This is a genomic window from Arcicella sp. GW458-12-2-14-TSB2, from assembly GCF_059423785.1.
The window spans coordinates 1-14860 of sequence record NZ_JBWKYN010000149.1; the positions used below are offsets into that span (position 1 = coordinate 1).

The following is a 14860-nucleotide window of genomic DNA, read 5'->3' on the forward strand; positions in this document are numbered from 1 at the left end:
AAGTCCCTCGCTAGAGATAAGATATTGATTATTAGTTATTTATATACTTGTGGGTAATCAGTAGGACTTAAGTCACCCGCTAATAGAAAATGATTTTTTCTAACCCATGGTCTGTGGCACACAGAACACGGGGTTAAAGAGAACAAAACAAGCACTTAGTAACCTAGCTCATTCCTAGCGAGGGACTTAAGTCCCTCGCTAGGAATGAAGGGGTTTATACCACAATTTCAATCAATACAAAAAACAAAAAAAATACCATACAATTATGAATTATTGGCTCGTAAAATCAGAACCTTTCAAATATTCTTGGGATGATTTCGTTAAACAAGGCACAGGGATGTGGGATGGCGTCCGAAATTTTCAAGCACGCAATAATTTAAGAGCGATGCAAGTAAACGACCTCGTGCTTTTCTATCATTCAAATGAAGGAATGGAAGTAGTGGGTATTGCCAAAGTAGTAAAAGAAGCTTATCAAGACCCTACGACCGAAGATAAGAACTGGGTGGTAGTTGACCTTGTCCCTGTTGAAAAACTGCCTAAAACAGTTACATTAAAACAAATGAAATCTGATGAACGACTCAAGGATTTATCACTAATCAAACAATCAAGGCTTTCAGTTACACATATTAAGCCCGAAGAATTTGATATTATTCTTGGACTTGCTCATGAGTAAACAAGCTCAATTAATTAATTTAAAAATATGAAAACCGTCTTTTTTAAAAGTATTGCTTTTTTTGTATTGATGATTACCACTATTCAATTCGCACAGGCTCAGAGCTTAAAAAGAGTTGAAATTCCGCTACCATCAAACAATTCTGAGCTTTTTACCATTCCCATCAACGAACAAGGGGTTTTGGTACTATCTCAGGTGAATAAAACTAATTTTGTGCTTTCTAGGTTCGACACCAACCTAGATCAGGTATGGTCTATCAATGGAACAATTGATGGAAACTTAGATTATGTAAAGCATAGCTATGACGGCAAAAGCCTGTACTTACTTTTTAGCCGCTATAGAAGTAATGTGTACGAGGTCATAAAAGTAAACATAGGACCAGGCTTTATCGAAAAGTATCAGATAATGTCTGTAGATAGAATGGAAGTGTCAGATTTTCAAGCTATAAACTCTTCAGTTTTTATCGCAGGGATGGTCAATAATCAACCTGTCATTTTATTCACCAATCTGGACGAACGCAAAACAAAGGTATTGCCAAGTGCCTTGAAAAGTCAGGCAGAGATACAATCGATGGAATTGGACACTAGCACGGCTATCGTCAATGTAACGTACGCAGTGGGTACGCGTGGAAAAAATTATCAGTTGGTCGTAAAATCGTTTGATGAAGATGGCAAGCAAATCTCACAAGTGGTGATGAACCCAGATAACGAATTTGCCATGATGAACGGCAAGCTAAACCTTCTCTCTGATTCAACAGAGGTAATGTTCGGAACGTATGGGCATAAAAGCTCGATAGGGTCGTCGCGTGGGCCTACTTCACAGGGTATTTATTTCTCAAAGTTGACTGACAATGAAATCACCGATTTGAAATTCCATAGCTTTACTGAATTTAAAAACTTCTTTAATTTCATGGGCGAACGCCAAAAGGAAAAGCAAGAGAAAAAGATTCAGGATAAGAAAAATAAAGGAGAAGATTTACGGTTAGACTATCGTTTGTTGGTACATGACATCATCAAGCAGGACGATAAATACATTATGGTAGCGGAGGCGTTTTATGCAGATTACCGTTATAACAATTACAATCCTTTCGGAATGTATAATGGCATCGGTAGTCCTTATAGTTCGTTTTATAACCCTTACCGTTGGGGGTATGGCTATTATGGTTTGTATTCACCTTTTAGCTCGTATTATAGTCCGTGGGGATGGGGAAACAGATACTACGGCAATCAGCAGACGTTTGATGGCTGGATTTATACCCATGCTATCGTAGCGGCATTTGATGAAAAAGGCAATTTGCTATGGGATAACAGCATCGAAATGAAAGATGTGAAAGAACAAAAACTGAGCGAGAAAGTAAAAGCTTCGATAAAAGGAGATGAAATTACGCTTTCGTACAGCAATAAAGGGCAAATTTTCACTAAAATCATCAAAGGTGATACCATTCTTGAAGATACGCAAAGCTCGAAAATAGGTACGCAAATAGAAGGAGATAAGGTAAAACAAACAACTTCTGATGCTATCGACTATTGGTATAAAAATTACTTCATTGCTTCTGGTTATCAGCGTATTACGAATGATAGCGAAGGCGGACGAAGAAATGTATTTTATATGAATAAGATTTCATTTTAGTTCAAATAAAGGCTTTTGATTAACTTGCAGCGGTATTTCAAAATAAGAGTCCGCTAGACATTATTAACCTCACCCCCAACCCCTCTCCTTCAGAGAGGGGAGCTTTAAGCACTAAGGTCTGCTCCCCTTCTCTGAAGGAGAAGGGGCTGGGGGATGAGGTTTTACAAAATAATATCTAGCGACATTCTTATTTGGGATACCGCTTTTTTTGTTGATGACAAAATCAATATAGATTCCATAGACAGCACAATTTATGCAACAAGAGATTATTAAACTTGAAACGCCCCAAAACTGGAAAGAATATCAGCTGATTGATTCTGGTGGTTTCGAGAAATTAGAGAAATTTGGGAAGTATATCCTGCGTCGACCAGAGCCACAAGCCGCTTGGGATAAGTCTATGCCTGATTCAGAATGGGAGAGGAGTGCCCACGCCACTTTTAAAAAAGATAAGGGTTCACAGGAAAAAGGAGAGTGGATTGTAAAAAAAGGCGTAGAAGAACGTTGGTTTATGCCTTACAAAACCAATACCTTGGATTTGAATTTTAAATTAGCCCTTTCGTCCTTCAAACACGTCGGTATTTTTCCAGAACAAGCGTCCAATTGGGAATTTATCGTTGATAAAGTAAAAAAACTTCCTGTCAAGACCCCTAAAGTACTAAACTTGTTCGCTTATACAGGCGGAGCATCTATTGCTGCCAAACAGGCAGGTGCGGATATCACCCACGTTGATTCTATCAAACAGGTAATTTCATGGTCGAGAGAGAACATGGAAGCGAGTAATCTTGAAAATATTCGTTGGGTAGTAGAAGACGCTTTGAAGTTTGTAAAACGCGAAGCCAAGCGTGGCAACGTTTACCAAGGGATAATACTAGATCCCCCAGCGTATGGCCGTGGCCCCGATGGTGAAAAATGGATTCTGGAAGAGCAAATAAATGAATTACTCAAAACGGTAGCACAAATCCTAGACAAAGAAAATTATTTCTTAATCTTGAATATGTACTCAATGGGCTTCTCTTCGCTAATCGTTGAAAATTTAGTAAAATGTTCATTCAGCCAAACTCAAAATCATGAGTTCGGAGAACTTTATTTACTAGATGACTTCAAAAAGAAACTACCTCTTGGAGTATTTTACAGATTTGCGAGTGTTTAATGAGCCAACACTTCAATAGCTTTTAGGAATACTAAAAAAAGCACGAAATAGTACACTTTTTTCATGGGTATGTATAAATTATTAGTGGTTAATTGTTTGGTACAAAAGTAGTTACATTATTATCGTTTTTCAAAATTTAATTTGCAGAAAAAACAATAATTTATGAAAAAATAATTTTGTACAAACAACTAACCACCAATGATTATACAAGCCCTGTTATTTATTACGATAGACTCTTTCGTAAAACAGTGGGAAAATGAACAATGTCAGTACTGTTGCACCAACCAACCCTCCGATTACAACAATTGCCAATGGTTTTTGTGATTCCGAACCAATGCCTGACGAAACGGCCGCTGGCAACATCCCGAAAATACCCATCAAGGCGGTCATCATTACAGGACGTACCCTTGATTGAACTCCCTGCAAAACAGACTCATGTAAGGATAGCTTTCGATGGAGATTATCTTTGAATACTTCAATCATAATTACCCCATTCTGAATACAAATCCCGAACAAAGCAATAAAACCAATACCTGCCGAAATACTAAAGTTTGTCCCCGTTACTAGTAATGCCAATGACCCCCCAATAATGGCAAAAGGCACATTGGTAAATACCAACCCTGCATCTTTCAAACTTCCGAACATAAGGTAAAGGATAAAGAAAATAGTAATCATCGAAATCGGCACTACTTGTGCCAAACGTTTAGATGCTCTTTGTTGGTTTTCAAAATCACCCTTCCATTTCATCTCATAACCCTTCGGCAATGCATGAATTACTTTGTTTACCTCTGTTTGGGCTTCTTCAATGGTACTACCCATATCACGACCACGTACCGAGAATTTCACCGCAATAAAACGCTTGGTGTCTTCTCTGAAAATCAAACTTGGTCCTGTCAAGGTACGAATCACGGCGATTTCCTTGATAGGAATTTTCGTGCCGTTCATCGTCGGAACCATCAAATCTCCAATTTCGGCTTCCGACTTACGGTATTCTGATTGGAAACGGATACGAATATCAAACTTACGTTCTCCTTCAAACAACTGACTAGCCGTTTGCCCACCAATCGCCATTGACACTACGGCTTCAGCATCTGCCGCCTGTACGCCGTATAAGTCCATTTTTTGTTGGTCAAGCTCAATGCGTAACTCTGGCTGTCCTAAGTTTTTGATGATACCCAAATCTTCAATACCTTTAATCTTCTTCAGTACATCATTTACTTTCTCCGCTTGTTTCTCCAGAAACTCAAAGTCTTGTCCGTAAATTTTCACCGCAATTGAACCTTTCACCCCCGATACGGCCTCCTCAACGTTATCCATAATCGGTTGCGAGAAACCAAGACTTACCCCTTGAAATACATCCAGTTTCTTTTGCATTTGCTCAATCAACTGTGCTTTCGTCAGATGGCTCTTCCATTCTTTTTGAGGATAGATATCAACGTGAAATTCTACGTTATAAAAACCCGTAGGGTCAGTACCATCGTTCGGTCGCCCAGCTTGTGACATTACCTGACGCACCTCTGGAAAACTTTCAAATACTTTTCGCATATCATTAGCATACCGCACCGACTCGTTCAAACTAATACTCCGAGGCATCGTCGCCCTTACATAAATAGAACCTTCGTTGAGTTGCGGAAGGAATTCCGTACCATGTATCGTCAATGTCCATAACCCAACAACAGTGATGATGGCAGTAGTGATAAACGTACCTCTTTTGTGCGAGAAGCAATAATTGAACAACATCATCGAATATTTCAAGACACCATCTACAAAGAAATTTGATTTTTCTTTGACGTTCTTATCCATCAAAATACTCACCATCACTGGCACAAGGGTCAATGTAAATATCAATGCTCCCAACAAGGCCGCCCCTAGCGTCCAAGCCAAAGGAGTAAACATTTTACCTTCTACTTTCTGGAAAGCGAAAATCGGCAAAAGAGCTACTAAGATGATTACTTTTGAGGTAAAGATGGCCTTACCCATAGAAGTACCTGTGCGTTTTATCAAAGAAAGTTTGGCTAGTTTATTAAAACGCTCCATGCCCACTTCGTGTGCTTTGTGGGAAAGTACTACAATCAATCCTTCGACGACAACCACCGTACCATCAATGATAATCCCAAAATCGACAGCTCCCAATGAAAGCAAGTTTACCGACATACCCATCAACTTCAAACAGGTAAAAGCAAAAAGCAACGCCAGCGGAATAATCATCGCCACAATCAAAGACGCACGCCAGTCAGCTAAGAATATCAATACCATCAAGGTAACCAACACAATACCTTCTAAAAGGTTATGCGAAACCGTTTCGATACAAAAATCCAACAAGGTTTGGCGGTTATAAAACGTCTTGATATTAACATCAACAGGAAGAATTTTGGTGTTCAATTCTTCTACTTTATCGTTCAAGCTCTTGATTACAGCCGAAGGGTCTTCGCCTTTACGCATCACCACGATACCCTCAACGGCATCGTTGTTGTTGCCTCTGCCTACTTGCCCAAGTTTCGGTAAAGCCGATTCGCTGACGGTAGCCACTGTTTTTACATATACAGGTACACCGTCGATGTTTTCAACCAAGATATTTTCAATGTCTGAGATGTTGGCTAACAAACCTATCCCACGCACTACATAAGCCTGATTATTTTTCGTGATTACATCCCCTCCAACGTTGATATTACTTTTTTGTACCGCTTGAAATACATCCAACGGTGTGATGTTATACGCCTGTAAAAGGTTTGGGTTTACGCTGATTTCATACGTTTTTACCTCACCACCAAAGCTCACAATATCCGCCACACCCGGCACAGACCTTAAATTTCTATCAACTACCCAATCTTGAATTTCCTTTAATTTTCTGGCACTCAGCGACTTTGAATCAAGCGTGTACCTAAAAATCTCACCCGTTGGGCCATAAGGTGGTTGAATTTCTGGTTCAACGTCGTCGGGCAAACTTAGTCCCTGCAAGGCGTTGTTGATTTGAATACGGGCAAAATTGTTATCTACACCATCATCAAACATCACCACAACCACTGATAAACCAAAGAGGGTAGTAGACCTTACTGTGGTTTTTTTCTGTACCCCATTCATCGAAATCTCAAGCGGGGCAGTTACAAACTTTTCTATTTCTTCCGCACTTCGTCCCGGCCATTGCGTAATAATCGTTACTTGGGTATTGGTAACATCAGGAAAGGCATCAATGGGTGTATTCAAAAAACTAAAAATACCCCCAACCACAATGACAGCCGTGAAAAAAAACACGGCAAATTTGAATTTAAGCGATAAAGCCAATAATGTTTTCATGGTATCGTATCCTTAGTTATTTAAGGCGTTATAGATCATTAATTGATTTTTTATAATTACTCTTTCTCCTTCTTTCAATCCGTTGAATACAAAAGTCTTGTTGCCTAATACTTTGGCTACTTGTACCCTACGTGCTTCTACCTCTTTTGAGTTTTTATAAACAATTACAAAATTTCTGTCTTTGTCAAAAATGATTGATTCAGACGGAATCGATACTATTTTCTGATTATCGGCATAACTAATGGTTACTTTCGCAAACATTTCTGGCTTCAACAATTTCTGTGGGTTCGCCAGATTGATGCGTACTTGCATCGTCCTAGTTTGTGGGTCTAGTACGTTATTGATTTTATCTACTTTTCCTTCAAATACTCTGTCAGGATACGCTACCAGTCTGATTGACGCCTTGTATCCGTCCTTGATTTTCGCAACGTCCGACTCATACACGTTGGCAATTACCTGTACTGTCGAAAGGTCGGCTACTGAAAAGAACGGGCCGATGTCGCCTTCGCGATACGCCATTTTTTCAGAAATGTTTCTGTTTACATCCACGATATAACCATCAATAGGCGCTTTTACGGTATAGAACGAGTTCTTTACACCATAAATACCCGAAATCTCGTTGGCTCTTCTTAGTGTTCCTTCGGCTTTCAACAAATCATTTTGAGCAATGATGATGTCTTTTTCCGAAGCCAATCCCGACTTATACAAGTCTTGTTGCACCTGTAGATTCTTTTGTGCCGTCAAGAAATCTGATTTTGCCCCAACAATCTGGTTTTCCACATCAGCTACTTCCGAACTATGGATAATCGCCATTGTTTGCCCTTTCTTCACGTAGTCGCCGAGGGTAACAGATATTTTTTCGATGACACCATCTACCAAAGGCGATACCTTTACTTGTTTTTCTTCAAAGGGCGCTAGTTTCCCCGTCAATTGTAATTCACTTGATATATTTTCAAGCACCGCAGGAGCCAAGACTAATTCCTTACGAACTTTGTCTGATAGCTCAAATTCCTCAGAGCTTTCCTTGTTTGCTTCTTCTTTCTTTGATTGGCAAGCCATGCACGTGGCAACTATCATTAAGCCTGCAATAATGTTATTAGTTTTCATTTTCTTCTTGAATTTTTTTAGCAAAAAATAGTGGTTTCTAAAGTACTTTTTTTCCGACAACAAAATTGAGTTCTTCTACCGAACGCATCCTATCGCTTTTTAAGGAGTTAAGTTCAACAACTGAATTTTTGTAAGATTCTACAAAATCCACAAATTCAATCAACGAAATATTCCTTTTCTGATAGCTCGCTACTACTCCCTCAATCAGCGTATCGAAACTGCTAATGAATTTGCTGTCGATACTTTGTTCTAAACGGTTGTTCTCTTGCACTTTCAAATACGCACGCAGCACGTCATTTTGTAGGCTAGTTTGTCCTTGTTCAAAAGTCTTTCTGGCTGCCTCTATTCTCGACTCCGAGCTTTTGATGTTCCCTTGGTTTTTATTAAACACGGGTAAATCTATTTGTAAAGTCAGGGCGTGATAATTTGGAATATAGCTACCGTTGCGGTCATAAGAATACCCTAGTCTAAGGTCGGGCGTAGCCAAGGCCTTTTGTAAAAGGAGGTTTTCTTTTTCGTATCTCATCGAAGCGTCCTGCATTTTTAAATCATATCGATTCTCAAAAGCCGTGGCTGTCAGTTGGTCTAGCTTTAAATTATTGATACCCAAGCTATCCAGCGTTTTCTCGTTGATGATAGGTGATATAAAAGCGGCGTCACGCGTATTGAGCAATGTTCTTAATATAGCCTGTTTCTCAATAAGTTGCTGACGCAACTCGTTTTGCTCTTTTTTCAGGGTCAATAAAAATGCTTTTAGCCTGATTACCTCTTTTAGCGGAATATTGCCTTTGGCATATTGTTCGTCGTAAGCACCTACTAATTTCTGGAAGGTCAGCATCTCTTCGTCATACATCGCCACAGACTTTGCGATAAAGAAGATGTCATAAAAGTTTGTGCGGAGGTCAACGGCCAACGTCCTCAGCAAATCGTAATAATTGTATTCGCTTGCTTCGGCATTAATTTTTGCCAACTCAATTTGTTTATTACGTTTGCCTGCTAGTAAAAACAGTTGTTGAATCTGGAAAGCCCTTTGTCCTTGGCTTCCTAGCGGAACAGGCACTTTGGTTTGTTGATTATATAGTTGCTGTTCTCCCGAAAAGGTTGGGTTGTCCCAGAGTTTGGCTTGAATAATTTGAGCTTTTGAGGCCTCAATATTAAACTTTTGGGCTAACAGCAGGGCGTTGTTTTTTAGAAAAATGGCTTCTGCATCTGCTAAGGTGAGTCTTAAAGAATCCTGTGAAAAGGAGTTATAATACACCAAACACAGCAGGAATAAGCATAAACGTTTCATTTTATTGAAGTTTATTATGAGAATTAAATAATTAAGCAATATGATGTGGGACAAGAAATAGGAACATTTCTTGACACAAAGGTATCAATACCAACATTTTATACAAGCGTTTTGTTTGCTGTTTGTATGCTGATTGTTGAACTTTATACAGAAGTAATGGGATAAATCAAAGGCGGAGTACCCTGATTTTGAGGTAGATTTTCTGGAGGTAACTAAAAGTTATTTTGCTGGTGTAGACATAGCTTACACTGCTATGGTTAATATAAACGTGGTGGTCATCTTTGCTAGTTCTAGGAAACCACAACGCATAATAGTCGTCATCCTCCGAATCATCTGATTCTTCAGAATTAATATGACTGGTCGCTACAAAATCATCAACGACATCAGGCGAATCTGAATGTGTACTTCTAGTAGGGATTTTGAATTTGGTGACTTTTGAATTGTCAATTTGTTTGTACCCCTCAGCACACAAAATTCCCTTTATTCCTAAAGTTAGGAAAATAAAGGGAATTAGATATTTGATTAATCTGAATTTCACAAGATGTAAGCAATGCTACAATTAAGTAGAGCAAATAAGAGACCAAAATTGAATTACAGCATTAAAATGTGTAATTTCTTGCTAATGAAGCTATTTATTGACCATAAAAACTATTAATCACTAAATCACCATTCACTAAATCGCTCAATTGCTTCAATATTATTTTTTCTTTTCTTTCGGAGAAAACATAATTGACATTCTTTTTCCTTCCAAACGTGGTAGTTCGTCTGCTTTGCCTACTTCTTCTAAACCTTTTGCAAAGTTTAGTAACAAGATTTCGCCTCTTTCTTTGAATACAATAGAACGTCCGACGAAGTGTACATAAGCTTTCACTTTAGCACCTTCTTTCAAGAAGTTAATAGCATGCTTTAATTTAAAATTAAAGTCGTGGTCATCGGTATTAGGCGAGAAACGAATCTCTTTTAATACCGTCTTAGCAGCGTTTGCTTTAATTTCTTTTTGTTTTTTCTTTTGTTCGTATTTGAACTTGGCGTAATCGGTAACACGACAAACTGGAGGATCGGCTTTTGGAGAGATTTCTACCAAATCAAGCCCTTGTTGAACAGCGATGGCCATGGCCTGCTTGATGTCCATAATGCCTTGTTCAACGTTTTCACCAACTAAACGTACATTTTGTACTCCTTTGATGAGACCGTTTATTCTATAAGGCTCTTCTTCTCTACGATTATTTCTAAAATTGTTATTCGGGCGTAACGCCATATTATCTAAATTATTTGTTTTAAAATGATATCAAAAGCAGGTTTGAGAACTCAAAAATTAACTGCTAGTGCTAATTTAACGGAAAATCCGCATAAAAGGTTACAAATTAACGCTTTAATTGCGAATCTTCCGAAAGCTAATTCAAAAAATAAAAATATGCAAGTTTAATTTTTAGTTATTATTCTTTAAATCGTACAACATTTTTATTTATTTCTGTCTGCATTATGCTAATAAACTGGTCGATTGGCATCATTCCCAAATCGCCTTCGCCTTTTTTGCGGACTGAAACCATCCCTTGTTCGGATTCTTTTTCACCCACAATCAGCATGAATGGCAGCTTGTTTACTTCTGCATCACGAATTTTACGACCAATTTTTTCGTCTCTGTGGTCGATGTATCCACGTAAGTCACTTTCTTGTAAACGCAAGAAAATCTCGTTGGCGTAGTCTTCGTATTTCTCTGAAATCGGCAATACTGCCAATTGTTCTGGCGATAACCAAAGTGGGAAATTACCTGCGGTGTTTTCAATCAGGATAGCCACAAAACGTTCTAACGAACCAAATGGCGCACGGTGAATCATCACTGGGCGGTGTTTTTGGTTGTCTGAACCTGTGTATTCTAATTCAAAACGCTGTGGCAACTGGTAATCTACTTGAATAGTTCCTAACTGCCATTTACGTCCCAAGGCATCTCTCACCATGAAATCTAGCTTAGGGCCATAAAATGCCGCTTCGCCTAGTTCCACAACGGTTGGTAAACCTTTAGCTGCCGCCGACTTGATTATGGCTGCTTCGGCTTTGTCCCAATCTTCGTCTTTACCGATGTATTTCTCTTTATTCTCAGGGTCACGTAGGGAGATTTGAGCAGAGTAATTATCAAAGCCTAAGGCCTTGAACACATACAATACCAAATCAATTACTTTCATAAATTCGTCCTCCACTTGGTCGGGGCGACAGAAAATATGGGCATCATCCTGTGTAAAGCCACGTACACGTGTCAAGCCGTGCAATTCACCCGATTGCTCGTAGCGATATACCGTTCCGAATTCTGCCAAACGCAAAGGTAAGTCTCTGTAACTACGAGGCTTAGTCTTATAAATTTCGCAGTGATGCGGACAGTTCATAGGTTTCAACAAGAACTCCTCATCCTCATCTGGCGTATGGATTGGTTGGAACGAATCTGCACCATATTTCGCATAGTGACCAGACGTTACGTACAATTGCTTTGAGCCAATGTGTGGGGTAATCACAGGAGAATATCCTGCACGCACCTGCGCTCTACGCAAGAAATTCTCAAGGCGTTCACGCAACATGGTGCCTTTTGGCAACCACAACGGCAAGCCCATGCCCACTTTCTCAGAGAAAGCAAACAATTCTAATTCTTTTCCTAATTTACGGTGGTCACGGCGTTTTGCTTCCTCCAACAAAGTTAGGTATTCGTCTAACTCCTTTTGTTTTGGGAAAGTAACGGCATACACACGCGTCATTTGCTTACGAGAAGTATCTCCACGCCAATAAGCCCCTGCCACAGACATTAGCTTTACTGCTTTGATAAAACCAGTGTTGGGTATATGTGGCCCACGGCACAAATCTGTAAAGTTTCCTTGCTGATAGAACGTAATAGAACCGTCTTCTAAACCTTCTAATAGTTCAAGTTTATATTCGTCGCCTTTTTCAGTAAAATATTGAATAGCATCCGCCTTCGAAACCTCCGAACGTTGGTATTGGTTTTTCTGGCGAGCCAGTTCCAACATTTTCTCCTCAATCTTCTTAAACTCGTCTGCACTAAGGGTTTTATCCCCCATGTCGATATCGTAATAAAAGCCCGTTTCGATGGCTGGTCCGATACCGAATTTTGTTCCAGGGTGCAATGCCTCGATTGCCTCCGCTAATAAGTGGGCTGAAGAGTGCCAGAAAGTAGCTTTACCGTCAGTATCATTCCATGTTAGCAACTGGAAGTCGCAGTCATCATTGATTGGCAGAGAAGCATCTACTACTTTCCCATTTACTTTAGCCGCTAATACATTTCTGGCTAGGCCTTCTGAAATGCTGAGGGCAATGTCCATCCCAGTTGTTCCCTGAGCATACTCTCTGACATTACCGTCGGGTAATTTAATTTTAATCATGAGGATTTTGTTTGTTTTGAGCCTTGTTTTGGAAGAAAATGTTCTACAAATAACATTTCTTATCAAAACGGAATCTCAAAAAGCTTGTTTTGTTTGTGTTGAGTAATATCTTAAAAAATATTGGGGCAAAAGTATCTGTTTTTATTCAAAATACAAGGTAATGTTTGCTTAGTTATTCAGAATTCCCTTCGGTTTCAAAGGACGAATACTAGTAGTATCCACTTTTCGGGCAGGAGCTTCAAAGTTTTGATACGACGCAGTATCAAATTTTGCATCTACACCCGCTGAATAAGCCCCATATTTTTGTTTGTGTTGAGTACGATATACGCCATTCAATGCCCTGTAATCCTGACTATTAGCCGCCAATAGTTCGCTATAATAAGTCTCAGCCAATTCAAAGTTGCCCGTATATTCCAAACACTGTGCCACAAAGAATTTGGCTTCTGGATATTGCGGATTGTGCCTAAAGGTGCGTTCAAAAAAAGGCAGTGCCAAGCGATACGCCCGCGACTTGAAATAAATCAGCCCCGTGTTGAAACTGGCTTCTACCAACGAACTATCCAATTGGATGGCTCTATTAAAACACAAAATAGCGCTATCTAGTTTCCATGATTTTTGGTAGGTATTGCCTTTTTGCAAATACAGATTGCCGTTTTTAGGATGATAACTCAGTCCCTTGTTGGCATATAGCAAGGCTACATCATACTCGCGGAGGTTGGTATGAATCTGGGCGAGCTTTAAATAAACAGGCAAAAAGCTAGGTTTTAAGCTCAACGTTTGCTGATAATAACCCAAGGCTGTGGCAGTATCCGCCATTTTAGCCGATATTTCGCCTTGCACAAAATAGGTTTCACCGTTGTTGGGCGAAATTTGAAGTGCCTTTCTCAGGTACGCTTTGGCTTTGTCATACATATTGAGTTGCTGGTACAAATCCCCCAAGAGGGTGTACAGCTCTGGCGACTCGGCATTGAGTACTTCAGCCTTTGAGGCCGCCTCAAGGGCTAGTTTGGGTTGGTTTGAAGCCCGTAATATTAAGGCCTTCGCTTGAAAATAAGTACCGACGTTGGGTTTGATACTGATAGCAGTATTAACGTCCTCGAGTGCCTCCGTTATTTTCTCGTTTTCTAAATATAATAACGAACGTTTGTAATAGTTTTCTGAACTATTGGGCGATGCATCAATGGCATCCGTCAAGAAAGCGATGGCTGCGTCTCTGCGTGCTTTTTCTGTTACCTCTGGCACCGCAGGAATATTGATTCCTTTTTTAGATTCAGAAATACAGGCACTTACCAAACACACTATTAATAGAAGATAGAGAGATATGTTCCGATTTTTTTTCATTACTCAAAATTACAAACTTAGGGGCTGAAATGATACCTTGAAACCAAAAATCTTTCAAATAAAATAGGCAGACAAGGCATTTTATTTGAATTCAAGGTATTGTCTATCATATTTTTTCGTATCTTTGCAACCTATTTTACAAAATTTATATTTTTCATTTAAAACGTTTAATAAAATGCCAAAAATTAAAACCAAATCTGGAGCGAAAAAACGCTTTAAGGTTACAGGAACAGGCAAAATCAAGCGTAAGCACGCTTTTCATAGCCACATTCTTACAAAAAAATCTACTAAACGTAAGCGTAACTTAGTTCACGATACATTAGTAAGTTCAGCTGATATGGACAGAGTAACGTTGATGTTAGTAATGTAATACTCGTTTCTTTAGGATTATCCATTGAAACACATTAAAATTTAGTTATTGTTCAACCAGAAAATTGGCTCAATAAGTGTTAATCATTAACCGCCATTTTTCAAAAAACAACCAAGATTATGCCACGTAGCGTCAATCACGTAGCGTCGAGAGCAAGACGTAAAAAAGTGCTCAAATTAGCTAAAGGTTTTTACGGAAGAGGTAAAAACGTTTGGACGGTAGCGAAGAACAAAATTGAAAAAGGTCTTCAATATGCTTACCGTGACCGTAAGGTTAAGAAAAGAGATTTCCGTGCTTTATGGATTCAGCGTATTAATGCTGCTGCACGTCAAGAAGGTTTATCTTACTCAGCTTTGATGGGTAAATTAAACAAACAAGGTATCGAGTTAAACAGAAAAGTATTAGCTGACTTAGCAATGAACCACCCAGAGGCGTTCAAAGCGGTAGTAGCGAAAGTAAAATAGAAAGATTAGAGCGATTCACTGAATCGCTCTTTTTTTTATATAGTCTATTTTATATTAGACGTTTTTTCCTCTTATTAAGACCTTACTTTTCTTGTCTCGTATGTTTGTTTGATAAAAATCATGTTGCAATAGATTAAATTCCGAAATTAGCTTTTGTG

Annotated in this window: 13 protein-coding genes; 6 read left to right on the plus strand and 7 right to left on the minus strand. The window is 39.1% G+C overall.

Features of this window, described 5'->3' with window-relative positions:
• Positions 1–265: 265 nt before the first annotated feature.
• The 3 genes from AC07XN_RS18320 to AC07XN_RS18330 all read left to right on the plus strand — a co-directional run bounded on the left by AC07XN_RS18320 (position 266) and on the right by AC07XN_RS18330 (position 3452).
• Positions 266–673 carry an EVE domain-containing protein gene (locus tag AC07XN_RS18320; protein WP_309922730.1) on the plus strand — a complete coding sequence of 136 codons (408 nt, stop codon included), beginning with the start codon at positions 266–268 and terminating at the stop codon, positions 671–673.
• A gap of 27 nt (positions 674–700) precedes the next feature.
• Entirely contained in the window at positions 701–2302 is a 1602-nt protein-coding gene (locus tag AC07XN_RS18325) for a hypothetical protein (protein ID WP_309922727.1), read from the plus strand.
• 253 nt (positions 2303–2555) lie between these two features.
• Positions 2556–3452: an RsmD family RNA methyltransferase gene (locus AC07XN_RS18330; RefSeq protein ID WP_494744100.1), complete on the plus strand. Its 897-nt coding sequence runs from the start codon at positions 2556–2558 to the stop codon at positions 3450–3452.
• Between the two features lie 216 nt (positions 3453–3668).
• Here AC07XN_RS18330 and AC07XN_RS18335 read toward each other — a convergent pair whose 3' ends face one another.
• From AC07XN_RS18335 to infC, 5 genes are all read right to left on the minus strand, one after another.
• A complete protein-coding gene (locus AC07XN_RS18335) occupies positions 3669–6746 on the minus strand; it encodes an efflux RND transporter permease subunit (RefSeq protein ID WP_494744101.1) in 3078 nt (1025 codons plus the stop codon).
• A 12-nt stretch (positions 6747–6758) separates the two neighbouring features.
• Positions 6759–7853, minus strand: coding sequence for an efflux RND transporter periplasmic adaptor subunit (locus AC07XN_RS18340; protein ID WP_309922717.1), 1095 nt, complete (start codon positions 7851–7853; stop codon positions 6759–6761).
• Positions 7854–7890: 37 nt separating this feature from the next.
• Positions 7891–9144 (minus strand): TolC family protein, encoded by a 1254-nt coding sequence (locus tag AC07XN_RS18345; RefSeq protein WP_309922711.1) that lies wholly within the window; start codon positions 9142–9144, stop codon positions 7891–7893.
• Between the two features lie 166 nt (positions 9145–9310).
• Entirely contained in the window at positions 9311–9682 is a 372-nt protein-coding gene (locus tag AC07XN_RS18350; RefSeq protein WP_494744102.1) for a hypothetical protein, read from the minus strand.
• A gap of 159 nt (positions 9683–9841) precedes the next feature.
• Complete coding sequence (infC, locus tag AC07XN_RS18355) at positions 9842–10402, minus strand: translation initiation factor IF-3 (RefSeq protein ID WP_309922705.1); 561 nt, start codon at positions 10400–10402, stop codon at positions 9842–9844.
• A gap of 24 nt (positions 10403–10426) precedes the next feature.
• Here infC and AC07XN_RS18360 point away from each other — a divergent pair, with 24 nt between their 5' ends.
• A complete protein-coding gene (locus AC07XN_RS18360) occupies positions 10427–10570 on the plus strand; it encodes a hypothetical protein (RefSeq protein WP_309922702.1) in 144 nt (47 codons plus the stop codon).
• Between the two features lie 10 nt (positions 10571–10580).
• Here the strand turns inward: AC07XN_RS18360 and thrS are convergent, their stop codons facing one another.
• Together thrS and AC07XN_RS18370 are read right to left on the minus strand one after the other, a co-directional pair.
• A complete protein-coding gene (thrS, locus tag AC07XN_RS18365) occupies positions 10581–12527 on the minus strand; it encodes a threonine--tRNA ligase (RefSeq protein WP_309922698.1) in 1947 nt (648 codons plus the stop codon).
• A 168-nt stretch (positions 12528–12695) separates the two neighbouring features.
• Entirely contained in the window at positions 12696–13868 is a 1173-nt protein-coding gene (locus AC07XN_RS18370; RefSeq protein WP_494744103.1) for a tetratricopeptide repeat protein, read from the minus strand.
• A gap of 175 nt (positions 13869–14043) precedes the next feature.
• Between AC07XN_RS18370 and rpmI the strand changes: the two genes are divergently transcribed.
• Both rpmI and rplT read left to right on the plus strand, forming a co-directional pair.
• The gene (gene rpmI, locus AC07XN_RS18375; protein ID WP_109744687.1) at positions 14044–14238 is read left to right on the plus strand and encodes a 50S ribosomal protein L35; all 195 of its coding nucleotides are present in this window, start codon (positions 14044–14046) and stop codon (positions 14236–14238) included.
• A 119-nt stretch (positions 14239–14357) separates the two neighbouring features.
• Positions 14358–14702: a 50S ribosomal protein L20 gene (gene rplT / locus AC07XN_RS18380; protein WP_184136617.1), complete on the plus strand. Its 345-nt coding sequence runs from the start codon at positions 14358–14360 to the stop codon at positions 14700–14702.
• Positions 14703–14860: the final 158 nt, after the last annotated feature.

Bases quoted from the DNA above. Each gene is read 5' to 3' on its own strand.
- thrS (WP_309922698.1), bottom strand. From the start codon at position 12,527: ATGATTAAAATTAAATTACCCGACGGTAATGTCAGAGAGTATGCTCAG.
- rpmI (WP_109744687.1), top strand. From the start codon at position 14,044: ATGCCAAAAATTAAAACCAAATCTGGAGCGAAAAAACGCTTTAAGGTT.
- AC07XN_RS18360 (WP_309922702.1), top strand. From the start codon at position 10,427: ATGATATCAAAAGCAGGTTTGAGAACTCAAAAATTAACTGCTAGTGCT.
- AC07XN_RS18320 (WP_309922730.1), top strand. From the start codon at position 266: ATGAATTATTGGCTCGTAAAATCAGAACCTTTCAAATATTCTTGGGAT.
- AC07XN_RS18340 (WP_309922717.1), bottom strand. From the start codon at position 7,853: ATGAAAACTAATAACATTATTGCAGGCTTAATGATAGTTGCCACGTGC.
- rplT (WP_184136617.1), top strand. From the start codon at position 14,358: ATGCCACGTAGCGTCAATCACGTAGCGTCGAGAGCAAGACGTAAAAAA.
- AC07XN_RS18335 (WP_494744101.1), bottom strand. From the start codon at position 6,746: ATGAAAACATTATTGGCTTTATCGCTTAAATTCAAATTTGCCGTGTTT.
- AC07XN_RS18330 (WP_494744100.1), top strand. From the start codon at position 2,556: ATGCAACAAGAGATTATTAAACTTGAAACGCCCCAAAACTGGAAAGAA.
- AC07XN_RS18325 (WP_309922727.1), top strand. From the start codon at position 701: ATGAAAACCGTCTTTTTTAAAAGTATTGCTTTTTTTGTATTGATGATT.
- AC07XN_RS18345 (WP_309922711.1), bottom strand. From the start codon at position 9,144: ATGAAACGTTTATGCTTATTCCTGCTGTGTTTGGTGTATTATAACTCC.
- AC07XN_RS18370 (WP_494744103.1), bottom strand. From the start codon at position 13,868: ATGAAAAAAAATCGGAACATATCTCTCTATCTTCTATTAATAGTGTGT.
- infC (WP_309922705.1), bottom strand. From the start codon at position 10,402: ATGGCGTTACGCCCGAATAACAATTTTAGAAATAATCGTAGAGAAGAA.